This is a genomic window from bacterium, assembly GCA_028821235.1.
GTDB lineage: Bacteria > Actinomycetota > Acidimicrobiia > Spongiisociales > Spongiisociaceae > Spongiisocius.
Genome location: JAPPGV010000079.1, coordinates 1 through 25,173, shown reverse-complemented (window position 1 = coordinate 25,173; position 25,173 = coordinate 1). Strand labels below are relative to the sequence as shown.

Here is a 25,173-nt window from a genome sequence, read left to right as displayed (position 1 = left end):
ACACCCTCCGGAAAGGATGATGGCGACGTCACGAGGCCGGCGCGTACTGGCACCGTCCGGAGATGACCTGGGCGAGTCGCCGGTCTGGGATCCACGGACCGGCACGGTCGCCTGGATCGATGCAAGCGGGGCCTCTGTCCTGCACCGGCTGGACTGGCGCACCGGCGCCCACTCCCGGTACCCGCTGGCCACCCGGTGCACAGCCATCGGTCTCGGCCCTGTACCGGACGTCTACGTAGCGGCTCTGGGTGACGGGGTCGGGCTCCTCGACAGCCACGGGTTCCTGCTGGAGAAGGTCGGCCTCAGCGACGGTCCGTCCGCGGCGCTCACCAACGACGGGGCGTGCAGTCCGGACGGTGCCTTCTGGTTCGGGACGACCACGCCCAGCCGGCAGCCGCTCGCGGGAACCCTCTGGCGGTACGACGGGGGGATCACCCCGGTGGCCACCGGGTACACGCTCTCTAACGGCATTGCATGGCAGGAGGATGGGGAGACCTTCTACCACGTGGACACGTTCGAACGGATCGTCCGGCGCAACAAGTGGGATCCGGGTCAGGGGCACTTGGATGAGGAGGTGTTCCTGACCTTTGCTGAAGAGGACGGCCTTCCCGACGGGATAGCCCTCGACATCGAGGGAGGGCTGTGGATCGCCTTCTGGGGGACGGGTTCCGTCCGCAGGTACGATCCCGACGGTCATGTCGATCATGAGATCCGGTTCCCGGTCCCCAACGTCACCGCGGTGGCGTTCGCCGGCGACGACCTCGCCACCCTTGTCGTCACTTCCGCCCGATCCGCCGAAGACGGCGATCCCGTAGATGGATCCGGGCACCTGTACGCTTGTGATGCGCTGGTGTCCGGCCTGGCGCCCATGATCCATCACGCGGGCGCCCGGACGCCTCGATCAGCTAGAGGCCCGGCTCGCCGGGGCGAGGAGGGGGCATGATCGGGGGTTGTGTCGTGGTGACGGGGGCCGCAAGTGGTATCGGCCGGGCGGTTTGCGATCTGCTTCTCGAGCGTTATGAGACGGTGACCCTCGGGGCTGTCGACCTTGACACCGCCGGGCTGTCGGACCTGCAGTCCGATCCCAGGGTCGGGGTCGAGACATGCGACGTGGCCGACCAGCAGCAGGTCCGCCAAGCCGTGTCGCGCTTGGCCGACCGGGGCCCACTTACAGGGCTTGTCCACGCAGCCGGCAACCATCACGCCGCCCCCAGTCTCGAACTCGACCGGCCCGGATGGCGTTCGATCCTCGGTGTGCATCTCGACGGGGCCTTCTTCCTGGCCCAAGCGGTGGCTCAGGCGATGGTGGAGGCCGGCTCAGCCGGGTCGATTGTCAACATCAGCTCGGTGGCGATGGACTTCGCCTGGCCAGGTCGATTGCCCTACGCGGTGGCCAAGGCCGGGGTGGGCGCGCTGACGCGCACGCTGGCGGCCGAGTGGGCGGGACACGGGATCCGGGTCAACGCGGTAGCGCCCGGCTACGTAGACACGCCGATGATCAGGGAGGCTGCTGCGCGGGGGGCCTTCGACGTGGACCAGCGGCTCCAGGGTCATGCCCTGAAGCGTTTCGCCGAACCGGCGGAGATCGCGGAGGTGATCGCGTTCCTGCTCTCGGACCGGGCCTCGTTCATCACCGGAGAGGTCATCCGTGTCGATGGCGGCTTCTCGATCGTGAAGTGACGAAGGGCCGGATGTTCCCCGCACGGAGTTGCCTCAAAGGGAGGTCTGGTCCGCATCCGGGGGTCGATACTGCAAGACTCCGGGAATCATCCGGCGAAGGAAGGTAGCTATGGAGAGAACGTCGGTACCGTCCAACAGGAAGTGGTCGACGGTCGGGTACTCGAGAGCGGTCCGGGTGGGGAACATCATCGAGGTGGCCGGTACGTCGTCGAGCGGTCCGGGAGGGCAGATCCTGCACGCGGGAGACATGTACGCGCAGTCCAAGCGCTGCATGGACATCATCGTCTCCGCGGTGGAGGAGTTGGGCGGGTCGGTGCACGACATCGTCCGGACCCGGGTGTTCCTGACGGACATGAGCCTGTGGGCCGAGGCGGGCCGCGCCCATGGCGAGGCTTTCGCCGATGTGGAACCCAAACCGGCCAGCGCGTTCGTGGGCACCAGCGAACTGCTCCACCCCGACCTGATGGTGGAAATCGAAGCAACCGCGATCCTGGACGGCTGACCGCAACTGAAGGAAGGAGTCACCGAGATGGATGTTCACTCGAATATGTTCGACCTCACCGGCAAGACCGCGCTGGTGACCGGCGGGGGTTACGGTCTCGGCCGCACCCTCGTACACGGGCTAGCCGGGCACGGCGCCACCGTGCTGAGCGTGGCCCGCAGCGGGGATGCGCTCGCCGAGACTTTCTCCACCCTCGGGCCGGAGCACAGGTACATCGTCGGCGATCTGACCGACGACGCCCTGTATGACGAACTCGATCGGATGCCCGAGCACATCGACATCCTCGTCAACAACGCCGGGGGCGACCCGTTCATCAAGCCCTGGCCCGAGCAGACCCCAGAGGAGTGGCGTGGTACCTACGAGGTCAACGTGGTCGCGGCCGTGCGCCTCATCCATCTGCTCAGCCCGAAGATGGCGGAACGGGGCTTCGGCCGGATCATCAACGTCTCGTCGATCTACGGCTCTATTGGCCAGGACGCCCGCAACACGACCCGTCGGGGCGGCGCCGGGGCGTACACGGCTGCCAAGCACGGGCTCATCGGGCTCACCCACTACCTGGCGTGCCAGCTGGGCAGGACCGGGGTCACGGTGAACACCCTCAGCCCGGGAATGATCACCTGGCATCCCGACCCGAGCGCCGAAGCGCGGGAGTTGTGGGAGAAGCTGGCCGACCAGACGCCTGTGGGTCGCAACAGCCTGCCCCACGACTACGTGACCGCGGTCGTGTTCCTCGCCGCCGAGGGATCGGCCTTTGTGAACGGCACCAACCTCGTCGTCGACGGCGGGTGGAGTATCTGGTAGTCCCCAACTGGTAGCCGATGATCGCGGCGGTCGTCCGCCTCCGCATCGGCCGTCGAAGGGACCGACCTGCTCCCTAATCGGGACCAAGGATCCAATCCGGTGGGAGTTCGGGATCGCCCTGACCGAGACGGATCGCCAAGGAGCCAGGGTTGGGCGGGGAGGCGGTTGCCGGGCTTGTCCCTAGGAGATCGCCCAGGGCCCTTCGGTACCGGTAACGGTCCAACCGCCGGGTTCCTCGGCGACGCGGTACGTGAGCCACAGACCGCAGGTGCCTCCGCACCACAGTCCCGCCCCGACGGTTGCTCCTTTGCCGTCGAACTCGACGGGTGCGACGGTGATGATCGCGCTCCCGGGGATGGTGGGCTGTAGAACATCTCGTCGTATGTAGTCGTTCCGGTTGCTGATGAACCTGACCGGTGCGAGGTGTTCGACGGCGGCGCGGATAGCTGCACGTTGGCTGTCGGTGAAGGACTCTCCCGGCTCGCCTTGCCGGGTCGGGTCGCCTGCGTGGGTTTCTACGTGGTCCACTACCAGCACTTCGGTGAATCGATGGTCCGGACCGAATGTGTTGTCGAACTCCACGAGTTGGCGCACCACGGCCACGTGGATCGCAGACTCAGCGGCGGCACGGTCGGGGCCGGAGGGTCGGTCTGTGGTACATGCGGCGACAAGTAGCGAACCGGCCACTACACCGGCGACTGTTCTGAACACCCCGATCCTTACCGGCCTATGGTCGAGGCGTTGACGGTCGCCGGCCGCTAACCCTCTCGCCATCCGTTACCTTCCGGTTGCTCGGGCGGTGCTGCTGGACACCTCTGACCACTGTAGGGGTTGCTGCGACGCTACGGGGACCCGCCGGGCGGTAGCGAGTCGATCCCGGTCCGGGGCGGACGGGTGGTTCCCGTCATCGTTTCAAGGCGCGGTTAGGCACCCTCGTAGCGCTACCGTTGGAACATGGCTGGTGGAAGACCTGCGGAACCACCTGTTCTGCGGGTGAACGGTTTGGTCGATCGTCCCCGGGGCTACGACCTGGAGACCCTCCACGACATGGGAACTCCGGATCAGGGCGCCGCGGGCGTGATGGTGGCCATGCGCCCGTTGATCGAGGCGTCCCGTCCCCGTACCGGCGCCACCCACGTAACGGCCCTCAGTGCCGACGGGGACTATTCGGCCTCCATTCCCCTGCCCGACGCGATGGCGCTCGGCGAGGTTCACGCCGGCGGGGCTGACGGGAAGCCGATGCTGCGGCTCCGGGTCCCGGGTGGCATGACCCTGTGCTGGAACGTCAAGGACTTGGGTCTGCTACGGGTGACCGCCGGGCCTGAGCCCGACAGCCTTCCCGAGATCCTGACCCACTGATGTCTCCGGACGGAGGGCTGGCGTTCGCCCGCCTGTTCGCGAAGCGCCGCGAGGAGATGGATGTCTCCGTGGTGGACATCGCCACCCGAACCGGCCGGCCGATCGAGGTGGTGGTCGGCTGGGAAAAGGGCTCTGCAATCCCTGATAGCGACGAGCTGGTGGATGTGTCCGCAGCGCTGAAGCTGCCGATGCCCCTCCTGGAGGAAGCCCTGCGGCGGGTCGACGAGCACAGGCTGCTGTCGCCGCCACCCGAGCCCGAGGCCGGGCTGGACGAGGACACCCTGTACGACATCGAGATCGTCGAGTTGGAGGAGCCGGATCTCGCGACGCATCCGGGGAGCGAGCCTCTCGAGCTACCCGAGTTGCCCGGGACGAAGCTGATCTCGGCCGCCAGGCAATCGCTCGGGCGCCGGCGCGCCATGGCTCGGGCTCCGGTCGCCAATCCCTCCTACCTGGAGGACAGCGAGGAGACGATCACCTACCGGCTCCGTATGATCTTCGCCGCCGCCGGGGTGGCGGTCGTGGCGCTGGTCCTGCGCTGGGCGCTGGGAGGACTGGGCTCCGCCGTAGCCGACCTCTGGGGCGCCCTGGCGGACGCCCTCTGACTCCGGTTGCCCGTCCCGGGCAATGCCGCCCGGAGGTTGTGACTAGCAGCAAGGCGTCCTTGGATTCCGGGTTTTTTCGCGGACTCGAGGAAGCGGGTTGAACCTGTCACACCCCTGGTATACATTGCCTACCGCCAAGCACCGATACCGGCCGATGCGTTGATAACCGATCGGAACGGCCGGCCCCAGGGAACATCAAAGGCTTATGGAGCGAAGGCCGATTCCCGGCATCCCACCGGGCACGGCCGACCACGCTCCAACAGGATGGGTGGTGGCGGGGGAGGGCCCGGTGCGGAGCACCCGATTTTCGCGACTTTTGGCGCCTGGCGGTTCTTGAGGCAGAGGGCGTCATATATGACGTTCTGAGCCTTAGGTTCATGGCACCGTGCGTGACGTTCTGAGCCTTAGGCTCGCCGGCCGTCACCGGCAGCAGGCGGGCGGAGTCCTCGGGAGAGTCCCGCGGGCAACAAGCTGGCCCACCATCCACCTCTGGAGGACAACTGGGCGCTATATTGGCGCCTACCAGAGAAAGGAGGTGATCCGACTTGTTAGACAGTTCTAGTAGGACCCTGGAGGTGGCCGAGCGCTAGCGGCCACGGGTCGCTTCCGGTGGCCGCCCCAGGGGCGTGACCGCCGGGCAGGTGGCGACTCCAACTCGGACCACCGGCCTTCCCGTCCGCATGCCGGTCCTCATGCGGCATCGAGTGAGGCTAAGGATCTCACGATGAAGAACGGGTAGGCATTCTGGATTCTCGAACGTAGGCCGGGGCCCCATGATCGGGGCCCCGGCCTCTTTCTTGCTCCGGAGCGGCAATTGCCGAGCCGCTCACTCAAGGCCGTGCTCGGCCAGCCACTCCTCGTCCCAGATCTTCGACAGGTAGCCCCGCCCCGAGTCGGGCAGCAGTACCACGACCAGGCGGTCGGTGTCCTCCTCCGCCACCTCGAGGGCCGCGTGTACGGCCATGCCCCCGGAGCCACCGATCAGCACCCCTTCGCACTCGGCCACCCGCCGCGCCATGTCGAACGACTGCTGGTCGTCGACCATGATGTACCGGTCGACGATGTCCTGGTCCAGGGTCTCGGGCCAGAAATCCTCTCCGACGCCCTCAACCCGGTACTGGTGGATGTCCTCCTCGCGGGGCGCCGTGTATATCGATCCTTCCGGATCGGCCCCCACCATTTCCACCGACGGCTTGCGCTCCCGCAAGTACCGTCCCGTTCCCGAGATCGTCCCGCCGGTGCCCACCCCGGCCACGAACACATCGATCTCTCCGCCGGTCTGCTCCCACAGCTCCGGTCCGGTCGTCAGGTAGTGGGCCTCCGGGTTGAAGGGGTTGGAGTACTGGTCGGGACTGAAGGCCCCGTCGATCTCCTCTGTCAGGCGGCGGGCCACGCCGTAGTAGGAGTCCTCGTCCTCCGGCAGCAGGTTGGTAGGGGTGACGATGACCTCCGCCCCGTAGGCCTCGAGCAGGCGGATCTTCTCGGCCGCGACCTTGTCGGGGACCGTGCATATCACCCGGTAACCCCGGACCGCCCCGACCATGGCCAGGCCGGCCCCCGTATTGCCCGAGGTGGGCTCGATGATCGTCCCTCCCGGACCCAGCAATCCTTGCCGCTCGGCCTGGTCGATCATGTTGACCGCGATCCGCTCCTTGACCGACCCGGCCGGGTTCAGGTAGTCGAGCTTGGCCACCAGGTTCCCGGGTGGATGGAGTCGGGCCAGCCGGACCAGGGGCGTCCAGCCGATGGCGTCGAGGGCGTTCCCGTGTATCACGAGGGTCGATCGTAGCCCTTCCCGGCTACCTGGACCTCCAGCTCGGCGTAGGATCCGACCGGCATCCGGCAGGCGCCCCGCTCGCAGACGTAGCCGAGGGTCTCGCCCTCCCGGTAGCGCCCGGCCACCACGGGAACCTCATCGGCAGGACCCGGGGACGGGGCCAGCACCAGATCGGGCCGGTAGGTTCCGGCGAGCCGCCCGGCCCACTCCAGGGCGCGAGGCCCGGTCACGGCCACCTCCCGTATGCCCATCTGGGACGCGGCCAGGGCCGCCAGCAGGTGACCGGCCGCGGAAGGGGCCGCCTCGAGGAGCCGGTCCCCCGCCCGGACGATCTGCTCGAAGCGCTCGTGATACCTGTGGTCCCCGGTGAGATGACCGAGCAGTAGGTAGCACTCCGCCGCCAGCGATGCGCCGGAGGCGCTCGGGTTGTCCTGCTGGTCGGACGGCCTTACCACCAGGTTGGAGGCGTCGGCGGCGCTGGCGAACACCACCCCGGTCGGGCCGCCGAAGTGCTCCTCCAGCAGGTCGACCAGCTCCCGGGCGGCCACGAACCATTCGACCTCTCCAGTGGCCTGGTAGAGCTCCAGCAGCCCGAGGGCGTACGACGCGTGGTCTTCCAGGAATCCCGGGATCGGCGCTAGACCGTTGCTCCAGACCCGCGCCAGGCGCCCGTCGGGGCGGCGCATCTCGCCTAGGACGAACCGGGCGTTCGCCCGCGCCGCCTCCAGGTAGGCCTCTGTCCCCAGCACCGCGCCCGCCACCGCCAGCGCCCGGAGCGCGAAGCCGTTCCACACGGTGATGATCTTGTGGTCCAGGCCGGGCCGGACCCTCGTGCTCCGGCGAGCCAGGAGGCTCTCCTTGGCCCGCCCGATCGCGCCCTCGACCTCCTCGACCGGGGCGCCGAACCGTGTCGCCACTTCCTGGACGGTGGCGGCCTCGTAGAGGATGTTGGCGCCCTCGAAGTTCCCGCCCGGGGATACCCCGAAGTAGGCGGCGGCCACGGGCCCGTCGTCCGGGCCGACCACTTCGTGGAACTCCTCGTGATCAAATACGTAGAACTTGCCCTCCACGCCTTCGGAGTCGGCATCCTCCGCCGCGAAGAACCCGCCCCCGGGATGGGCGAGATCCCTCAACATGTACCCCAGGGTGTCGACCGCCACCTCCCGGTAGAACGGGTTACCGGTGATCTGCCACGCACGCACGTACAGGCGGGCCAGGTCGGCGTTGTCGTAGAGCATCTTCTCGAAGTGGGGCACCAGCCAGACCCGATCCACGGAGTAGCGGGCGAACCCGCCGCCCAGGTGATCCCGGATGCCGCCCCGCGCCATGCGGGTCAGCGTGGTGGTGAGCATCGGCTTGGCCTTGGTCGCCGTGGCGAGGCCGCTGATCCTGGCCAGGAACTCCAGGATCGGCGCCTGGGGGAACTTGGGGGCGCCGCCGAAGCCGCCGTGTTGCAAGTCGAACTGCCGGGAGAGGGTCTCGTAGGCGGCGCTCACCCGGGCTCGGCCGGGCAGGTCCTCGGCGGGTGGGAGGGTGAGCCCGATCGCCCCGGTCAGCTGGTCCGCCTGTTCCCGCACGTCTTTCCGTCTGTTCCGCCAGGCGTGCTCGATCGCCTCCAGCACGCGGCGGAAGCTGGGCATGCCGTGGCGGTCCACATCGGGGAAGTACGTCCCGGCGAAGAACGGGCGGCCGCCGGGCGTCAGGAACACGGTCATGGGCCAGCCGCCCCGGCCGGTCATGGTGTGGACCGCGTCCATGTAGATAGAGTCCACGTCGGGTCGTTCCTCGCGGTCAACCTTGACCGATACGAAATGCCGGTTCATGAAATCGGCCGTTGCATGGTCGTGGAAGGACTCCCGCTCCATGACATGGCACCAATGGCAGGTCGAGTATCCGACCGAGAGCAGGATCGGGCGGTCCGCGGTCTTGGCGGCCTCGAAGGCCTCCTCTCCCCATGGGTGCCAGTCGACCGGGTTGTCCCGGTGCTGGATCAGGTAAGGGGACAACCCCTCGAGCGGCAGGTCTCTCAGCAGCGCCATGGCAGGTCACGGTGTCGGCGCATGAAATCCCCCTGGGGTCGTCAGCACCATGTTACGTAGGTGCGTGTGCTTGCCGTCCGGGGCGGCTCCGGGCGTTGAAAAGGCATCGCTAATCGAAAAGGCGGAAGAAACGCGGCCGGAAAGGCGTTGTGGAGTATGTCGGCGTACGGGCATCGTTTGCCGCGAGAGCCCGACCGACCAGCGTCCTCGTTACCTCGCCGGTGCGCGTAGCATGAACGTGTTCGGTGTTGAGGGACCGGCGGGGGTCGGCTTCACGCGCTGGACACGCGGCAGGCAGGAGTTGAGTAGTCTCGGTAAGACCGGCCCCGGGGCCGGTCTTACCGCAAGGAGTTAATCGCCGGAACGGCCGGCGGGCGATGAGTGGAGGGAACCGCATGGCTGTCGCAAACCCGACCCGGCAGAAACCGGTGGCACCCGCAGGCTCGGTAGCCAAGCGGGAGCGGGACAGAAACAGCAACAAGCTGACCGACGAGAAGGGTCGGCTCACAACCGACCTCGTGAGCCAGTACCTGGCCGCCATAGGCGAGTACGAGTTGCTCAACGCCGAGAAGGAGGTCGAGCTGGCCCAGGCCATCGAGGAGGGGCTGAAGGCCGGCGCAGCGCTGGAGGACGGTGATCTCGACGAGAGGGAGGACAGGCTAAGGGCCAGGGAGCGCCGGCTCCGTAACCGGGAGATGAAGCTTCCGGAGGAGGAGCGGCACAAGCTCGAGAAGTCCTGGAGCAGGCTCAGGGACGACCGGAAGAAGCTCCAGAAGGATCGGCTCAGGCTCAAGCGCAAGCGGGACCGCGGTCGCCGGGCCAAGGACGAGTTCCTCACCGCCAACCTCCGGCTGGTGGTCGCCAACGCCCGGAGGTATGCCAACACCTCCGGGATCGACTTCCTCGATCTGATCCAGGAGGGCAACCTGGGTCTGATCCGGGCAGTCGAGAAGTTCGACTGGCGCAAGGGATTCAAGTTCTCAACCTATGCCACCTGGTGGATCCGCCAGGCGATCACCCGTGCCATCGCAGACAAGTCCCGTACGGTGCGCATCCCCGTCCACCTCCACGATACGCTGGCGGCGGTCCGGGCTGCGCAGGCCAGCCTCAAGGCGGAGTTGGGTCGCGATCCGAAGCCGGCCGAGATCGCCGAGGAGGCCGGCGTCACCCTCGACAAGGTGGAGTTGGCCCTGAGCGTCTCGGATGCCGCCTCGCTCGAGAAGCCGGTCGGAGAGGACGGCGCCCAGCTCGGTGACTTCATCGAGGACCAGGATGCCGATGATCCGGTGCAGGTCACCGTGGAGCTGGACGTGTCCGACTGCCTGCGCCGCTCGATCGACCGGCTTCCTTACCGGGAGGGCCGGATACTCTCGCTCAGGTACGGGTTCCTGGACGGCGTGCCCAGGACGCTGGAGGAGATCGGGGAGGAGTTCAACCTCACCAGGGAACGGATCCGTCAGCTGGAGAAGCTGGCCCTCTGCCGGCTCCGCCACCCGTCGTTCGGGATCCGCGAGCAGGACCTCATATAGCCACCACTCACCTAACCGTCACCTCCGGCGTTCCTCCCTCGGCGCCGCGCCCTCGGCGCCGACACCATATGGGTGACTTCAGGACCTAGCCCGCACCCGGTGATCCTTCGTAGACGTCCCCTCCCGGGAAGAAGGCTCCCCACGCGAACCAGAAGTCGTTCCGGTGGACGGCGATCTCCAGCCGGGTTCCTGCCAGAGGTCCGCTGACCGCCTCGCCCAGCAGGGTCCATGTCGACGAGGTTTCCTGGTCCCGGAACACCTCGCCTTCCTTGACGAATGTCAGCGGGCGCCCATCCACCTGGCGCAGGTAGGCGATGCCCGTCCCGATCGCCCGACCCTCGCGCACCACCCCGCTGTCGAGCGCATCGGCGGTGTCGCCACCCCAGAACACCGTTACCGGAACCCCTCCTACGGAGTCATTGACCGCCCCGACCTCAGCGATCAGTGGGAATGGATAGGCCGTGGCGGCGCCGCCGATGGTCACCCCCACCACCCGTTCCAAGGCTCCATAGCGGGGGTCGACCTCTCCGGTGAAGAAGGGATAGGGCGCCGCCCGGCTCGAGTATCCCTCGTAGGGATTGAAACCGTACGGTATGCCGAATCCAGTGTCCCGGGACAGGGACTGTCCGTCCGGATAGGCGGCGGCGAAGTCCCCGAACGACACGATGGCGCTCGGGATGTGGGTGAGGACCGTGCCCGCCGCGGCGCCCACGATCGCTTCGCCGGTGATCTGCTGCCACAGCGAGACGGTCCCGTCGTCCCACATGACCAGGTCGGAGTTGCGCAGGAGTCCCGACACCCCGAAGCGAAGCTCCTCCCCGTCCACCCGGCGGTCGAAGGCCAGCGCGGTGTTGCATAGCGGGCAGTAGGTGACCGCGACCGGGATGCCCCCGATCCGGTCGTTCACGATCTCATGTCGGTGGAGGATGCTGAGCGCGTAGAAGCGCGACTCGCCGCCGATTGAGACCAGCATCCCCGGCGCCCGGTTGTCGAGCCATTCGCCGGCCTCATCGAGGGACTCGAAGACTGGGTCATCGATGGGTGGGATGGCATCCCGAGGATCGATCATGCCGATCCCCAGCAGCAGCTCCGACAGGTCGATGGTGCGGTTGGCCCAGTCGGTGGGCCACGGCTCGGTGGCGTACGCCACCACCGGGTCCAGACCCTGCTTCGGGTCGGTTCCGGTCTCCGGATCCACCTCTACCAGGTCCGTTATCTCCTGCTCCGTAACCTCCTGCTCCGTTTCCTCACGCTCCGGTGCCGCGGATGTGGAGGGCGCGGGAGCCTCCGCCGCGCCAGTCGCGGTAGTCGGCTCTGTGGACGCCGGGGCGGTATCAGAACCCTCGATTGCGGCAGGTTCGGCCGTGGTGGCCGGCGGTTCGGCCGGAACGCCGGGTCCATTGTCGGCGGCCCCGCACCCCGCAACCAGCAGCGACCCTGCAACCAGGACTCCGAGCCACGCGATGCGGCTCGTGCGAAGTGTCGGCAGGCGTGCCGATGCCTTCCCAGCCGAGTGACCAGTACCCATCCGATGGCCCAGCATATTCCCCTGCCAGGCTAACCGACCCAGCACGGTGACAACCCCGGGCGATCGTCCTGCCAGGAGGCCGGGCGGGTCTTGCCCGGGAGTGGGCGGGCAGAGTGTGTCACACCCCTGATGTATGGTGTCTATCGCCAAGCACCAATACCGGCCGATAAGGTGAGACCGATCGGAATGGCCGGCCTGAGGGAACATACGAGGCTTATGGAGCGAACAGCCGACACCCGGCAACCAGCCGGGCATGGCCGACCACGCTCGAACAGGATGGGTGGTGGCGGGGGAGGGGCCCGGTGCGGAGCGCCCGGTTTTCGCGAGTTCCGGTCTAGCGGCGTGGGGACAGGTAGTTGGCGCTGACCAACTCACCGTTCGCGAAGTCCAATACCCAGGTCGAGCCCTTCTCGAGGACGAGAGCCTGGTCCGCGCCCATGAGCGCCCGCAGGATCGTTCCCACGATCGGGCGGTGCGAGCAGAGCAGGCTGGTCCCCTCAGGCCGGTTGCCCAGCAGCTCGACTACCTCGGCGGGCCCGGACTCCTCCCAGAGTTCGATCGCCAGTTGGGGGACGCGCTTGCGGGCGGTGGCCACCGGAGTGACCGTCTGGCGGCAACGCGCCGCATAGCTGGTGAGTACGGCGTCGATCGGGAATCCCTCCAGTCCTTGGATCAGGCCGGTCGCCTCGGCGCGGCCCCGTTCCGAGAGAGGCCGGGCGCTGTCGGGGCGCGGCCCCCGGTCTCGCTTGCCGGCATCGGCATGGCGGACCAGCAGGATACGGTCGGCCGGGTCCCGCCAGCCGTCCGTCAGGCCCTCGCCCAGACTGCGCTCGGTGGGGTACGACATGTGATCGGCCAGCGATGCTTCGTGGACCCACCGGACCCGGTCCACCTCGGAGGAGGGTACGAAGTCGACCTCACCGGCCTGCATCGCCCAGTAGTGAACCGCCTTCCGGAGGCTCTCCTGCTTGGTGTAGGAGATGTGACCTAGGTAGCGCCCGATCAGGGGGCGCACTCCGGTCTCTTCCTGAACCTCACGCCTGGCGCACTCCACCAGGCACTCGCCGGACTCCAGCTTGCCCTTGGGAAACGTCCAGTCGTCGTATCCTGGCCGGTGGACCAGGAGAACCTCGATCCCTCCCGGTCCCTCGCGCCACACCACGCCACCGGCTGCCTGTTCGACAGGAGAATCCCTCATTAGGGCAGGTACCGGGGAGCAGGTCGGGTTCATCGAGGTATGCGTCATCTTATCGGGGCCACCGACCGTCTCTGCACGGTCGAGAGCTATGGCGCGCCGTCTCCGAGCCGGCGCCGCAGCGCCTCGACCGCCTCGGCGGGGCTGTCCACCATGGTGACCAGGCCGCCGGTGGTCCGTAGCTCTCCGGTCAGCCGATCGACGATCTCGCTCCAGGCGCTCCCGAAGGCGAGGATCGGCATCGGTTCTGCACTGCGCGCGGCGGCCAGGTAGGCGTCGTTCCAAGCGATCATCAACTCGGTGAGGGTTCCGATACTTCCCGGCATCACGATGTAGGCGCTGGCAAGCTCGGACATGGTCCTGATCCGGTCGAGCAGCCCGGCGGCCTGTATCTCCTCGGTCAGGAACCCGTTCCCGCCCGGCCGGTGCGGGAAGAGCACCGGGGCGGTCACGCCGACGACCCGTCCGCCCGCGATCGCCGCGCCCTTCGACACAGCCTCCATCAGCCCCGAGTAGCCGCCGTTGGTGACCCCGAACCCGGCCTCTACCAGCCGGCGGCCCAGCTCGACTCCCTCCTCGTAGACACCGTCACCGGGGAGAGCCCGCGAGGAGCCGTAGACTGCGACAATCCTGTCTCCCATAGGAGGGTCAGGGTACAGCACCTCCGATGGCGATCCTCGTTGGGGGAACAAACTGAGCGGGCCCGGCGTTGTCATCTATGGAGAGGCAAACAGGGGAGGCCGGCTTGAGCAGCAACCGCACTCCGTTCTACAAGCGACGTTCCATCCAGGTGGCGGCGGTCATCGTCGCCCTACCGGCAATCGGCCTGGCCTGGTGGCTAGGATCGCCGCTCTTCATCGACCGGGTGGTGGACGAACCCTTCCCCCTCGCCGCCATGGCGGTCGTCCCAGACGACATGACCGCCGAGGAGGTCGAGGCGATCATGCTCGATGCCGCATCGACAGATACACCGGCCGACGAAGACATGCCCGAGATGCCCACGACAACGACGCCAGCGGTGGCGAGCACCACCTCGACGGCTACGACCGCGGCTCCGGATGGCGATGCGCCGGCGACCACGGCGGCGACAGCTGACGAGCCGCCCACGACCCTGCCGCCCGAGCCGACCACGACCCTGCCGCCCGCGCCCACCGGCCCGGTGGCCTTGCTCTCGGGGAACCTGGTGGATGCCGACTCGTTCCACAAGGGATCCGGCCAGGTCGTCCTGTACGAGCTCGAGGACGGATCGAGGATCATCCGTCTCGAGGACATCGAGGTGACCAACGGTCCCCAACTCCACGTCCTCCTGACTCCGGTCCATGGATTGGCGGGTCGTGACCATCTCCGGGAGGCCGGCTACGTGGATCTGGGCCCCCTCAAGGGGAATATCGGTTCGCAGAACTATGAGGTGCCGGCTGACTACGTGATACCCGAGCAGGTGACCCTGGTGATCTACTGCGTGCCGTTCCACGTGGTGTTCACGACCGCAGAGTTGGCCTGACCCGGGCGCGGCCGCCGGATCCGGCTAGTCGGGTAACGGGTGACGAGGAGATCCTTGGACGCCATTGCCCACCGGTCCTGACCCGATTTCTCGCGTTCTCCCCGGGATGGCCCGGATCTGTCACAACCCCGGTATACCTTGCTTGACGCTAGTCACCTACGCCGGTGAACAGCTACCGACCGATCGGTTTGCCGGCCAAGGGGTCAGACGAGCTTCGAGGAGCGAAGGCCGATCGCCCGGCAGCCGGCCGGGCATGGCCGACCACGCTCCAGGCAGGACAGGTGGTGGCGGGGGAGGGCCCTGGGCCGGAGGCGGGCGCCCGCGATTTTCGCGTTCTGGGGAGGGTGGGGTCGCCTCTGACCGCTAGCTAAGGGTGAAGGGCCGTTCGGTGGGCAACGGTCGGGCACCTACTCGTCGTTCCCAACCATGTGGGGTTTGCAGGTTGGTCCGAAAGCCAGGAGCCGGCCCGTGTGCTCCCTCCGCCGCGGCTCGCCGGCCCCGAAACCCCGGAGGGCGAGACGGGTGGCCGCTACCATCCGGCGCACGAGAGGGGTTCTCCTTCAGTGCGTTCGGGGGAAAGGGGTGAACCATGAGAACCGATTCCATGAGAACCGATGCGATCCACAGGCTGGAGGCCTGGGCGCTCATGGTGGGGCCGGCCATGGCCCTGGTCTTCTTCCTGGTCGAGCCGGGCGGGCTGCTCGTCGAGCCGGCGGATTCGATGGACTCCGTCGGCAGGATTACCGCGCTGGCCGCGAATCCCTTCCTGGCGCATCTGTCCGCGCTCTTCGTACCGCTCGGCCTGCTCCTCCTGCTCTACGGGTTGTCCGGAGTGAGCCGGGTGACCACGGGGCCTGATTACGCCGCCGCCGGAACGAGGTTCGGTCTGCTGAGCGCAACCGTGGGCGGTGTCGGATGGATACTCGCCACCGGGCTCGACCACCTGCTCGCGCAGACCAGGGTGTCGTCAGCGGAGGCTCTAGCAGCCGCCATACCGACCTACCGGACCGGGCTGGGCATCACGTTGGTATCCGGTGTTGCCGTATCGCTGGGCCTGCTGGCCTTCAGCCTGAGCCTGGCGGCCAGGGAACGTAGCGGCCTCCACAGGACGGCCGCACTGGTGATCGCCGTGGTGTCCGCCATCTCCGTTGCAGCGCTGATCATCGGTTACACCACCCCGAGCGAGGCCATGATCGCGATCGGACGCGCCTGCTACTTCCCGTGGGTGATCTGGTTCATCATGCTCGGTTCGAGATTCCTCAAGGCGGGGCGCCCGGCATAGACACCTGACGTGGGCGCCGCCCGACCCGGAGGCCGAGCCGCACCCGGCTAGCCGAGGGTCTCCCGCACGGCCGAGACCACCCGTCGCGGGGTGATGATGGCGTGCGCCTCCACCCCGAACTGGGGCCAGGGGGCATCGAAGCCGGCCACCCGCGCTATCGGGGCCTCGAGATCGTACAGAGCCTCCTCCGCCACCGTGGCCGCCACCTCGGCGGCCATTCCAGCGGTTCGGGGAGGCTCCTGAACCAGTACGAGGCGCCCGGTCCTGGCCACCGAGTCGAGCACGGTGTCGCGGTCCCAGGGCTTCAGGGTGCGCAGGTCGATCACCTCGCACGACACCCCCTCGCGTTCCAACTGGCCGGCGGCGGACATCGCCACGCGGACCATTCCCCCGTAGGTGACCACCGTCACGTCGTCGCCGGCTCTGCGGATCCGCGCCCGCCCGATCGGGAGGGTGTAGTAGCCGGTGGGGACGTCCTCGCGTCCGGCCCGGTACAGCACCTTGGGCTCAAGGAAGAGCACCGGATCCGGACTCTCCGCCGCCGCGGCCAGCAGGCCCTTGGCGTCCACGGCCGTGGACGGGACCACCACCGTCAGGCCCGGAGTGTGGACGAAGTAGGCCTCCGGGCTGTCGCCGTGGAACTCGTGGGGAGCGATACCGCCGCCGTTGGGCCAGCGCACCACGATGGGGAGCGAAACGTTGCTCCTGGTGCGGAAACGGAACCGGGCCATGTGGCTGACGATCTGGTCGAAGGCCGGGTAGACAAACCCGTCGAACTGGATCTCGACCAGAGGACGCGCCCCGCCGATGGCCATTCCCACCGCTGTCCCGGCGATGCCGGTCTCGCACAACGGGGAGTCGATGACCCGGCCGGCGCCGAATCGGTCCAGGAGGCCGGCGGTGATGCGGAACACGCCTCCGGTCCGGCCCACGTCCTCGCCCATGATGATGGCCTCCGGATGGCGGTCCATGACCTCCGCCATAGCGGCGTTGATCGCCTCCGCCATGTTCCAGTGGGCGGTGGCGCCCTCGAGCACGGGATCGTGCCCTATCCGCCACCGCTCGTCTGGTTCCAGCCGGGAAGGGCCGGAGTCCTCACGTCTCAGAGCCGTCTCGTACTGGTGGGACAGCGCCTCGGGCACTTTGGCGTAGACGTGCCGCACCGCTTCCTCCCGGGGTGGCGGCTCCCGCCCTTCTATCTCCGCCAGGGCCAGGTCCATCTCGCTCGCCTCGTCCGTCACCTGCTCGTCGATATCGTCCGACCACAGGTCCAGGCTGTCGAGGTAGCGGCGCATGCGGTCGAGCGGGTCACGGACCCGCCAGGCCTCCACCTCGCTCTCGCTCCGGTACAGGCTCGGGTCGTCGGCGGTGGCATGAGGGCCGAACCGGTACGTGATGGCCTCGATGAGGGTGGGTCCCTCCCCGCGGCGGGCCCGGTCCACGGCCTCCTTGGTGGCCGAGTAGACGGCCAGCACGTCCATCCCGTCGACCTTGACGCCGGGCATTCCGTAACCGATCGCCTTGTCGGCCAGATCGGTAGCGGCGGTCTGGCGCCGGGTCGGCATCGAGATCGCCCAGCCGTTGTTGGAGCACAGGAACACGGTCGGCGCCTTCCAGACCCCTGCGAAGTTCATCGCGGAGTGGAAGTCGCTCTCGGAGGTGGCCCCGTCGCCGAAGTAGACCATCGTGATCAGGTTCTCCCCGGCCAGGCGGGCGGCGTGGGCATGCCCGACAGCGTGGGGCAGTTGGGTGGCGATCGGGATCGTGTGGATGTTCATGCGGTACCGGTGCACATCCCAGTCACGGTTGGGAAGGCCCCGGTAGTACGACAGCATGACCGACCACGGCATCCCTCTGACCAGTTGGGTGGCGTGTTCCCGGTAGCTGGGGTAGACCCAGTCGTCAGGTTCGAGCGCGTAGGCCGAACCCACCTGGGCAGCCTCCTGTCCCTCTCCCGGCGGGAAGGTGCCGAGACGGCCCTGGCGCTGCAACCTCATGGCCCGCCGGTCGAAGCGCCGTCCCAGCGCCATGAACCGGTACATCTCCAAGAGGTCCTTGCCGTCCAGATCGGGCGGCTCGCCGACCAGCTTCCCCGCCGGATCCAGGATCTGCAACACCGAACTGTTCCTTCCGCTTGCTGGCGGCATTTTAGGGAGGCAAGGCCCCCCGCCCGCTATCCGCCGAGTCTACGGCCGGGCTCCAAAGCGCTCGACTTGTTTATGACCATCGGGGCGAGCGAAAAGTTTCCCGCAGGGCGCGGTTCGGAGACCCTGGCTCGGTCACCGTCTGTCTCACTATGCTCCCGTCAGTGGTCCGCATACGAGCCGCCATCGATGACCTCGTTCCATACGACGGCGGCCCCGGCTTCGAGGAGTTCGCCCACCGTTTCGGCGCCAGAGGGATTGCCATGCTGGCCGGCAACGAGTACCCGACTCCTCCCTTTCCCGAGGTTCTGGACGCCATCTCGGCGGCCGCCGCAGGCATCCACCGGTACCCGGATGCGGGCACGGTCCGCCTGAGAGAGGCTCTGGCCGAGACCCTGGGCATCACCCCGGACTGCGTGTGGCCCGGCGCCGGTAGCTCGGAGAACCTCACCACGACGGCCCGGGCTGTGGGAGGCCCGGGGACCAGCATCGTCTACCCGTGGCCCTCGTTCGCCATGTACCCCATCAACGCGGTGTACGCCGACGCGGAGAGCATCCGGGTGCCGCTCGACGAAGCCCTACGGATCGACCTCGGGGCGTTGTACGGGGCGATCCGGGACGACACCACGCTCGTGATCATATGCAACCCGAACAACCCGACGGGGAGCTACGTGACCCGCGCGGAGATCCACGAGTTCGCCGATCGGGTTCCCGAGTCGGTCCTGGTGCTGGTGGACGAGGCCTACGGGGAGTTCGTGGTAGCCGAGGAGGAGTCCAGCATCGTCCCCCTCGCCGTAGAACGTCCCAACGTGGTGGTGGCCCGCACCTTCTCCAAGATCTACGGGCTGGCGGGCCTCCGCGTCGGTTACATGGTTGGCCAGGCCCCCACCCTCCGGTCTCTCCGCAAGGCCCAGAGCCCGTTCGTGGTCGGTTCCCTGGCCGAGGTGGCCGCCACCACGGCCCTGCGTTTCCCCGAGCGGGTGAGGGAACGGTTCGATCTCAACCGCCGGGGAGTCGACTACCTTGAGGGCGCCCTGTCCGACCGGGGCATCCGTTACGTTCCCACGCAGGCCAACTTCATCTGGTTGCGCCTCGGCCCCGGTACGCCGGGGATAGTCCAGGAACTCCTGGAGATGGGCACGCTCATCCGTAAGGGAACCGAGGACTGGACCCGGGTGTCCATAGGCACCGAGTCCGAGAACCGTCGTTTCATCGAGGACCTGGATCTGATGCTGCGGCGACGCCGCTCCTGACCTCCAGCCCGGTCCCGGTAGGTCTTAGAGGCCGGGGGGTTCCAGTCCCTCCAGCCATGACTCCGACTGTTCCAGGAGCCACATGCTCAGGCCGTGCGCGCATTCGAGGACGTCGCACACGTTGATCTCCCGGCGGAACATGTCCCGAAGGCGGAAGTCCAGCCGGCCCACCAGCGATAGGCTCCGCCTGGCCGGGTCGGTCACCGACATGTACGTGTCGGTGGCGGACACCTCCACCGGCAAGGTCGTGCCCGAGACCCCGGCCAACTCGGTGGCGAGGATGAGCAGATCGGGGGGGTTGGGCAGCGGCGGCAAGGCCCACTTGAAGAACAGGGGCAGCTCCAGCTGGCGTTCCTGCTCCTCGTCCATCTCGAGATGCTGCGCCATCAGGTCCTCGAAGGCCAGGATCACCCGGGGCTCCACCTCCAGCACCATCAGCATCTCGAGCGGTCCCTCGCAGGCCTCCTCAGGATGCAGGTCCACCTCCCAGGCCTGGCCCAGCGAGAAGGACTCGATGAAGTGGCGCTCGGCGTGCACGTGGAACCCGTGGTCTACCGCATGAGCCTTCATGTCGGTGATGAAGCCGGCGATGTCTACTGCCATGGGCGGCGCTTCCCCTCGCGGGCGAGTGGGGTCAAGGACGGACCTCGTAGTAGTTGTGGATGGGATCGTCTTCGAGGCGGAACATGCGGAAAGAGGTGAAGCCGGCACTCCTCACGATGCGCTCCGCTTCGGCAGGGTGGAATCCTAGGGTGCCGAGCCCGGCGGCGCCCTCCTGGGAGGCGGCCGAGAGCAGGCACCCCGACAGGCTGTAGCCGTACTGCATGGCCAGCATGGGGTTCCTCAGGTTGTCCTCGAAGGTCTCGTAGCAATACGTGTCCTTGATCAGCCACACCCCGTCGTCCTTCAGGGATCGCCGGACCGCGGCTGCGATGCGATCCGGGAAGGGCGCGTCATGCATGCAGTCGAGGGCCAGCGCCAGGTCGTAGCGGCCCTCACCCGCCAGGTTCTCGCCGCCGGTCTCGTGGATGGTGGCGTTGGGCAGGTGGCGGATGCGTTGCCTGGCCCGGGAGCAGGCGATACCGGAGGGTTCGTAGCCATCCACGGTGCAGGCCGGGAATCGTTCGGCCAGGGTTCGGAGGGCGATGCCCCCTCCGCTCCCCACTTCGGCCACCCGGCACCCGGCCTCCAGCTTCCCTACCAGGCCGTCCACGGAGGGCAGGACCCGCTCCAGCAGGAAGGGACCCACCCCGACCCTGTTCATGCGGTCCACCTGGCGGGCCACCGGCTCCCCCATCCGGTGGTAGGTGATGCCGATGCCGGTGCGGAAGGCGTTGACCATCTCGTCGATGCGCTCGGGATGGAACCCTCCGATGAAGGCACCGGCCGCGAAGGACATGGCGTCTTCATCGACCATCACCTGCTCGCCCTCTGGGCTGAGCGAGAACCCGTTCTCCGGGGTGCGGTCGATCAGCCCGGCCGCGGCCTGGCCGAGGAGCCACTCGCGGACCCAGCGCTCCGACAGGTCGGTACGCTCGGCCAACTCACCGGAGGTCATCTCCTGGCCTCCGGCCATAGCCCGGTAGAGGCCGAGCCGATCCCCGAGGTGGACCATGAGGCTGACAACCTCGCCCTGCTTGTAATGCCAGATCCTGAGGGCGTATTCCTTGAGGAGATCCGGGTCGGTCGAACGCACTGTCGGGTTACCCTAGTTGGCCTCGGGGCCGTTCCCACCGTGCCCACGGACAGAGGGACAATCCAATCTAAGGCAATCTAACGCAGACAACTAGGAACTAGTCAGCTAGTTGAGCCGAGGGTTCTCCGGGTAGGTCGAGAAGAAGGCGTACCGGCCTCCTGCCCGCCTCAGCACCTCTTCCCACAGATTCTCCGGTTGTGAGGTGAAGACGTCCTCGGGCTCGCCATCGACCACGAACCACCCCCTGGCCTCCAGTTCCGACTCGAGCTGACCGGGACCCCACCCGCTGTAACCGGAGAAGACCCGGGCCTCCAGACCGGAGTCCACGTCAGGCTCGGCCTCCAGATCGACCACCCGGACGCCCACCACTTCCGGCCAGCCCTCCAGCGGCTGCGCCCCGGTACCCCTGGCCAGACCCAGACCGCCGCCTTCCCCGACCGGACCGCCCACGAACACGACACGTGGATTCGCCGCCGCCGACCACCACCCGGGTAGGTGATCCAGCAGGTCGGCCTCCGTGGGCCGGTTCAATACCAACCCGACCGCGCCCTCAGGGGTGTGCTCGATCATCAGCACGACCGTCCGGTTGAAGTTGGGATCGACCATCCCGGGCATGGCCACCAGCAACCGCCCCGCCATCGAGGTGAACTCTTCCTCCGCGCCCTCGGGCAGGTCCCCGGCGATGCTTTCAGAACCCGTCATGTCCCCCCGATCTTGCCACATCCTCGCCACCTGTACCTCCGCCGGCCAGCCCCTACCACACCCCTGCGGTTAGATACTCCCGGTACGCGGGGATGCGTGGCCTTCTGACCATGACGGGCCTGCTCGCCCCGAGTCACCCGCTCCCGTGCAGGGCGACGCGCAGCGCGTCCGCCTCGATGGCCTTCCAGCGCATGCTTACTTCCGCTGTCGGGAGGAAGTACTGGCTGCCATGGACCGCACCGGGGAGGATGTGCAGCTCGGTCGGCACCCCGGCTGCCGCCAACCGTCGCGTGTATTCGATGGACTCGTCCACGAACAGGTCGAGGTCTCCGACGATGATGAAGGCCGGCGCCAGTCCGGCCAGGTCCTCGGCTCGGGCGGGGGAAGCGTAGGGAGACACGTCATCGCTTCCAGCCGGCTTGCCCAGCAGGGAGCTCCAGCCGATGATGTTCGCTGCCCGGTTCCACACCTTCGGATGGTGGACCCAATGACTGGAGCGGGTGATGTTGCGGTCGTCCAGCATCGGGCAGATCAACTGCTGGAAGATGATGTCGACACCTCTGTCTCTCGCCACCAGGGCCAGGGCCGCCGCCAGGCCACCCCCGGCGGAAGCGCCGCCGACGGCTATCCGACCGGCGTCGACTCCGAGGCTTTCCGCATTGGAGACCAACCACTTCAGGCCGGCGAAGCAGTCCTCGATCGGCGCAGGATGCGGATGCTCGGGAGCCAGGCGGTACTCGACAGACGCCACCACGCACCCCATATCGACCGCCCATCCCTTGCAGTCAGCATCGTTAATGGCGACATCACCCATCACCATGCCCCCACCGTGGATCCAGTAGAGAGCCGGCGCACCCGCGTCCAGACCTGACGGTGTGTAGACCCGAACCATCACATCCGGATCCCCGTCCGCTCCAGGAGCCCAATGGTCCTCTACCTCAACCCCCGGGACATCGGGAGCCTGGGCGGCCATGGCGGCCATGAAGCCGGCGGCCATCTCCCGGGCCGTAGGGAGATCTGAGAGATCCAGCAAGGCCTCGGGAATCATCTCGAGAACGGCCTTGTGTGCCTCATCGAGGCGATCGTCGAACTCCACCATGGTCATCTCCTTCGCTAACCGAGTCCGGTTCTTCCGGACCTCAGTTCGACGGTACCACCCGACGTTCGCCGCGCGACCTTGAGGCCGAACTTTTGATGGGGTGACCGCTCTCTTCTAAGGGGGGCTTCCGATCTCGCCACGGCAACTCCGCCGCCTCCGTGCCGGAGGATCAGTCCTCCAGCCGCTCGTCGAGATAGGCGATCAGGGCTGCCTCGTAGCGAGTTGGGTAGTCGTCCCAGGAGTCGCCATGGGCGCAGCCTTCGTAGACGGTCAGTCGCGGCGGGTACCGGAGCCCGGTCCGGATCCGTTCCAGGTGGGCGATCGGGATGCGGTCATCGATGTCGCAGTGGGCAAGCCCGATGGCATAGGAGTAGCTCGCAGCGTCTCCAGCCGGGTAGACCCCTCCGATGTCGATGCCCTTGGAGAGGCGCGCCATCAGGATCACGCCCGGCCGCAGGACGGAAGCCAACCAGGAGGGTGCCGAGGTGCGCCGCGCCACCTCCTGGACGACCAGATCGGACAGCGAGGCGAAGGACGAATCGGCGAAGACACCGGCCACGGCAGGTTCGCGCCATCCCGACATCAGGGCGATCGCGCCGCCGTAGGAATTGCCATGCAGGAAGATCGCGCCGGCCTCCGCCCCGCGTTCGCGGATCAGGTAGTCGACCGCGCCCAGCAGGTCGTCCTGCTCGTGGACTCCGGCGCCCATCTGGGCTTGGTCGGATTCGCCGTGGCCGCGCAGGTCGAAGGCGAGCACCGAGTAGCCGCTCTCGATCAGAGCCGGCGCCATGGCGAGCATGGAGCTGCGGTTGCTGTCGATGCCGTGCACGCGGATCACCGTGGCGCGGGCGTCGGGGGCCGGTAGCCACCACCCTCGGAGGACGATCGTGGGCCAACCGCGCGGCGTGAACTCGACCTCCTCGTAATGCAGGGCGAAGTCCTCGGGGCGTTCCTCGAGCGGGTTGGCCTCAGCGTCGAGCGCGCTGTCAGCGATGTAGAAGGACACAGCCGCATAGATCAGCGTAAGGATCACAACCGGGATAGCAAGCCGTCTGACCCGCCTCGGGCGGCTGGTTCGGGCGCTCACCCATGACCGGAAGGTGTTCAAGGACCGGATCGTCGTACGATAGCTGCTACCGGCAGTCCCGCCCCGCCTCCAGCAGGAAGGGAGCCGTCAGGTGACGTCGGCGGCCCCCACGCGCAGATGACCCTCGATCCGCGCAACTCGCTGCTCCAACTGTCCCAGACGCTCGCCCACCCTGTCGCGCCGGCTCATCACCACCGTGAACAGGTTCAGCGAGATAACCACTACCCAACCAACAGCTGTAATCGCTACCGCATCCATGAACAACTTCCCTTCTCGTCCCCCATCACCATGCGTGCGCCAACGCCGAGATTTGCATTGTAGTGACACCCGCAAACGAACGTGCAGGGTTCTCCACCTCTGACCGTTCTGCGAGCCGGCATCACCTCGCTCCTCGAATCCATGAAGTTTTTTTCGCGTTCCGGTCGACAATGCCGGGCATTGTCACACATGTTTTCTATAACTGATGGATAGGCGCGCGATACCGAACACAGAGGAGGACACATATGGCAGAACTTACGTTCGAGCGGCTCCGTGACGCAGTGGCTGGTGAGGCGGTGGCACTGCGATCAAGGATCACCCTTCAGCCAGCCGGCGGGCCGGGTGACAAGGTATTCCCGCCCACCTACGCGGTGAATAGTGGATTGAAGTACGCAACCGAAGAGCGCCGGATCGGCGACACGGTGTCCCAGACCGTGCTCTTGGACTCGGTAGCCTCGCAGGCCAACCGAGCCGAACTGGCACTGCTCGAGGGCTGGGACATGGGAGAACTCAGCTTCCCGGTTCCTTATGTGGACTTCACGGTCGAGGAGGAGGTGGCCGACCTCGGACAGTTGACCGCGCTCGAAGCGCCCCACCGACTCGCCGACGCCATTTTCCGGGATAGCCTGCTTGAGGACACCTTGTTCCGACTACACGACGTCGGGCGTGCCATCACCAACGCACACCCACGGAATGCCACAGACCTGTACCGCTACTCGCCTACGGGCCTCCTCTTCGGAATGTGGGACTCCACAGGTCCCAAGGGTGGCCTGGGTTCTAAGTTCCAACGAGCCTACGTGTCAGAGATCGTCGGTCTCGATGCCCAGTTCGGCAGAAAGGTATCGAGCCGGCTCGACCCGCTCCAGATCGAGCGGGAGGCAGCGCAGCGACAAATCTTCGTTCACGAAGATGCTGAGCAGGTCTGGACTCTCGAAGAGTCAGACTCCGACAAGAAGAACAATAAGGCAGTGATCAAGGGGAGTGGTAGACCCGCCGAGATCAACCACGGCAACATCGCGCCTTCGATCGACGCGGATGCTGGTGGTGTCACGATCTCTAAGGCCATCCAAACTACTGTGGTCTTGATGGCGATCAGCGAAATTCCCCAGAGTTGGTCAGCGAATTTCCCCACCCTG

At 67.1% G+C, this 25,173-nt stretch carries 24 protein-coding genes; 11 read left to right on the top strand and 13 right to left on the bottom strand.

Going from position 1 to position 25,173, the window contains the following annotated elements; translation table 11 throughout:
- The first annotated feature begins 19 nt into the window (after positions 1–19).
- The 4 genes from OXK16_08710 (at position 20) to OXK16_08695 (ending at position 2,983) form a co-directional block, all read left to right on the top strand.
- The gene (locus tag OXK16_08710) at positions 20–943 is read left to right on the top strand and encodes an SMP-30/gluconolactonase/LRE family protein (protein ID MDE0376027.1); all 924 of its coding nucleotides are present in this window, start codon (positions 20–22) and stop codon (positions 941–943) included.
- The gene (locus tag OXK16_08705) at positions 940–1,680 is read left to right on the top strand and encodes an SDR family NAD(P)-dependent oxidoreductase (protein MDE0376026.1); all 741 of its coding nucleotides are present in this window, start codon (positions 940–942) and stop codon (positions 1,678–1,680) included. The genes OXK16_08710 and OXK16_08705 overlap by 4 nt, the downstream gene beginning before the upstream one ends.
- A 109-nt stretch (positions 1,681–1,789) precedes the next feature.
- Entirely contained in the window at positions 1,790–2,182 is a 393-nt protein-coding gene (locus tag OXK16_08700; GenBank protein ID MDE0376025.1) for a Rid family hydrolase, read from the top strand.
- 27 nt (positions 2,183–2,209) lie between these two features.
- On the top strand, positions 2,210–2,983 hold the full coding sequence (locus OXK16_08695; protein ID MDE0376024.1) for an SDR family NAD(P)-dependent oxidoreductase: 774 nt from the start codon (positions 2,210–2,212) through the stop codon (positions 2,981–2,983).
- A 180-nt stretch (positions 2,984–3,163) separates the two neighbouring features.
- On the opposite strand, the gene OXK16_08690 is transcribed toward OXK16_08695, so the two are convergent.
- Positions 3,164–3,694 carry a hypothetical protein gene (locus OXK16_08690; GenBank protein ID MDE0376023.1) on the bottom strand — a complete coding sequence of 177 codons (531 nt, stop codon included), beginning with the start codon at positions 3,692–3,694 and terminating at the stop codon, positions 3,164–3,166.
- A 291-nt stretch (positions 3,695–3,985) separates the two neighbouring features.
- Here OXK16_08690 and OXK16_08685 point away from each other — a divergent pair, with 291 nt between their 5' ends.
- Together OXK16_08685 and OXK16_08680 are read left to right on the top strand one after the other, a co-directional pair.
- On the top strand, positions 3,986–4,342 hold the full coding sequence (locus OXK16_08685; GenBank protein MDE0376022.1) for a hypothetical protein: 357 nt from the start codon (positions 3,986–3,988) through the stop codon (positions 4,340–4,342).
- A complete protein-coding gene (locus OXK16_08680) occupies positions 4,342–4,947 on the top strand; it encodes a helix-turn-helix transcriptional regulator (GenBank protein MDE0376021.1) in 606 nt (201 codons plus the stop codon). Before OXK16_08685 ends, OXK16_08680 begins: the two co-directional genes overlap by 1 nt.
- A gap of 826 nt (positions 4,948–5,773) precedes the next feature.
- On the opposite strand, the gene OXK16_08675 is transcribed toward OXK16_08680, so the two are convergent.
- Positions 5,774–6,721 (bottom strand): pyridoxal-phosphate dependent enzyme, encoded by a 948-nt coding sequence (locus tag OXK16_08675; protein MDE0376020.1) that lies wholly within the window; start codon positions 6,719–6,721, stop codon positions 5,774–5,776.
- Positions 6,718–8,763, bottom strand: a complete 2,046-nt coding sequence (locus OXK16_08670) for a thioredoxin domain-containing protein (protein ID MDE0376019.1) — start codon at positions 8,761–8,763, stop codon at positions 6,718–6,720. Before OXK16_08670 ends, OXK16_08675 begins: the two co-directional genes overlap by 4 nt.
- A 428-nt stretch (positions 8,764–9,191) precedes the next feature.
- On the opposite strand from OXK16_08670, the gene OXK16_08665 reads away from it, so the two are divergent.
- Positions 9,192–10,292: a sigma-70 family RNA polymerase sigma factor gene (locus tag OXK16_08665; GenBank protein MDE0376018.1), complete on the top strand. Its 1,101-nt coding sequence runs from the start codon at positions 9,192–9,194 to the stop codon at positions 10,290–10,292.
- An 85-nt stretch (positions 10,293–10,377) separates the two neighbouring features.
- Here OXK16_08665 and OXK16_08660 read toward each other — a convergent pair whose 3' ends face one another.
- The 3 genes from OXK16_08660 to OXK16_08650 all read right to left on the bottom strand — a co-directional run bounded on the left by OXK16_08660 (position 10,378) and on the right by OXK16_08650 (position 13,677).
- A complete protein-coding gene (locus OXK16_08660; GenBank protein ID MDE0376017.1) occupies positions 10,378–11,490 on the bottom strand; it encodes a DUF3179 domain-containing protein in 1,113 nt (370 codons plus the stop codon).
- 664 nt (positions 11,491–12,154) lie between these two features.
- Positions 12,155–13,018 carry an NUDIX domain-containing protein gene (locus OXK16_08655; GenBank protein ID MDE0376016.1) on the bottom strand — a complete coding sequence of 288 codons (864 nt, stop codon included), beginning with the start codon at positions 13,016–13,018 and terminating at the stop codon, positions 12,155–12,157.
- Between the two features lie 86 nt (positions 13,019–13,104).
- Complete coding sequence (locus tag OXK16_08650) at positions 13,105–13,677, bottom strand: LOG family protein (protein MDE0376015.1); 573 nt, start codon at positions 13,675–13,677, stop codon at positions 13,105–13,107.
- A gap of 83 nt (positions 13,678–13,760) precedes the next feature.
- On the opposite strand from OXK16_08650, the gene OXK16_08645 reads away from it, so the two are divergent.
- Both OXK16_08645 and OXK16_08640 read left to right on the top strand, forming a co-directional pair.
- Positions 13,761–14,516: a DM13 domain-containing protein gene (locus OXK16_08645; GenBank protein ID MDE0376014.1), complete on the top strand. Its 756-nt coding sequence runs from the start codon at positions 13,761–13,763 to the stop codon at positions 14,514–14,516.
- A 589-nt stretch (positions 14,517–15,105) separates the two neighbouring features.
- A complete protein-coding gene (locus tag OXK16_08640) occupies positions 15,106–15,798 on the top strand; it encodes a hypothetical protein (protein ID MDE0376013.1) in 693 nt (230 codons plus the stop codon).
- 47 nt (positions 15,799–15,845) lie between these two features.
- On the opposite strand, the gene pdhA is transcribed toward OXK16_08640, so the two are convergent.
- A complete protein-coding gene (pdhA, locus tag OXK16_08635) occupies positions 15,846–17,915 on the bottom strand; it encodes a pyruvate dehydrogenase (acetyl-transferring) E1 component subunit alpha (GenBank protein MDE0376012.1) in 2,070 nt (689 codons plus the stop codon).
- A 191-nt stretch (positions 17,916–18,106) separates the two neighbouring features.
- Between pdhA and hisC the strand changes: the two genes are divergently transcribed.
- Positions 18,107–19,195, top strand: coding sequence for a histidinol-phosphate transaminase (hisC, locus tag OXK16_08630; protein ID MDE0376011.1), 1,089 nt, complete (start codon positions 18,107–18,109; stop codon positions 19,193–19,195).
- A 24-nt stretch (positions 19,196–19,219) separates the two neighbouring features.
- On the opposite strand, the gene OXK16_08625 is transcribed toward hisC, so the two are convergent.
- The 6 genes from OXK16_08625 to OXK16_08600 form a co-directional block, all read right to left on the bottom strand.
- Positions 19,220–19,798: a hypothetical protein gene (locus OXK16_08625; GenBank protein MDE0376010.1), complete on the bottom strand. Its 579-nt coding sequence runs from the start codon at positions 19,796–19,798 to the stop codon at positions 19,220–19,222.
- A gap of 31 nt (positions 19,799–19,829) precedes the next feature.
- Positions 19,830–20,891 (bottom strand): class I SAM-dependent methyltransferase, encoded by a 1,062-nt coding sequence (locus tag OXK16_08620; GenBank protein ID MDE0376009.1) that lies wholly within the window; start codon positions 20,889–20,891, stop codon positions 19,830–19,832.
- 105 nt (positions 20,892–20,996) lie between these two features.
- Positions 20,997–21,593 (bottom strand): YqgE/AlgH family protein, encoded by a 597-nt coding sequence (locus tag OXK16_08615; GenBank protein ID MDE0376008.1) that lies wholly within the window; start codon positions 21,591–21,593, stop codon positions 20,997–20,999.
- A gap of 133 nt (positions 21,594–21,726) precedes the next feature.
- Complete coding sequence (locus OXK16_08610) at positions 21,727–22,692, bottom strand: alpha/beta hydrolase (GenBank protein ID MDE0376007.1); 966 nt, start codon at positions 22,690–22,692, stop codon at positions 21,727–21,729.
- Between the two features lie 169 nt (positions 22,693–22,861).
- Positions 22,862–23,725 carry an alpha/beta fold hydrolase gene (locus OXK16_08605; GenBank protein MDE0376006.1) on the bottom strand — a complete coding sequence of 288 codons (864 nt, stop codon included), beginning with the start codon at positions 23,723–23,725 and terminating at the stop codon, positions 22,862–22,864.
- A 141-nt stretch (positions 23,726–23,866) separates the two neighbouring features.
- Entirely contained in the window at positions 23,867–24,001 is a 135-nt protein-coding gene (locus OXK16_08600) for a hypothetical protein (GenBank protein ID MDE0376005.1), read from the bottom strand.
- 281 nt (positions 24,002–24,282) lie between these two features.
- Between OXK16_08600 and cas7u the strand changes: the two genes are divergently transcribed.
- Positions 24,283–25,173, top strand: an 891-nt coding sequence (gene cas7u / locus OXK16_08595) for a type I-U CRISPR-associated RAMP protein Csb1/Cas7u (protein ID MDE0376004.1), incomplete at its 3' end; no start/stop codon positions are given.

Coding starts and splice junctions, on each gene's coding strand:
- OXK16_08710 (MDE0376027.1), top strand. CDS start 20: ATGGCGACGTCACGAGGCCGGCGCGTACTGGCACCGTCCGGAGATGAC.
- OXK16_08705 (MDE0376026.1), top strand. CDS start 940: ATGATCGGGGGTTGTGTCGTGGTGACGGGGGCCGCAAGTGGTATCGGC.
- OXK16_08700 (MDE0376025.1), top strand. CDS start 1,790: ATGGAGAGAACGTCGGTACCGTCCAACAGGAAGTGGTCGACGGTCGGG.
- OXK16_08695 (MDE0376024.1), top strand. CDS start 2,210: ATGGATGTTCACTCGAATATGTTCGACCTCACCGGCAAGACCGCGCTG.
- OXK16_08680 (MDE0376021.1), top strand. CDS start 4,342: ATGTCTCCGGACGGAGGGCTGGCGTTCGCCCGCCTGTTCGCGAAGCGC.
- OXK16_08670 (MDE0376019.1), bottom strand. CDS start 8,763: ATGGCGCTGCTGAGAGACCTGCCGCTCGAGGGGTTGTCCCCTTACCTG.
- OXK16_08655 (MDE0376016.1), bottom strand. CDS start 13,018: ATGAGGGATTCTCCTGTCGAACAGGCAGCCGGTGGCGTGGTGTGGCGC.
- OXK16_08640 (MDE0376013.1), top strand. CDS start 15,106: ATGAGAACCGATTCCATGAGAACCGATGCGATCCACAGGCTGGAGGCC.
- OXK16_08625 (MDE0376010.1), bottom strand. CDS start 19,798: ATGGCAGTAGACATCGCCGGCTTCATCACCGACATGAAGGCTCATGCG.
- OXK16_08615 (MDE0376008.1), bottom strand. CDS start 21,593: ATGACGGGTTCTGAAAGCATCGCCGGGGACCTGCCCGAGGGCGCGGAG.
- OXK16_08610 (MDE0376007.1), bottom strand. CDS start 22,692: ATGGTGGAGTTCGACGATCGCCTCGATGAGGCACACAAGGCCGTTCTC.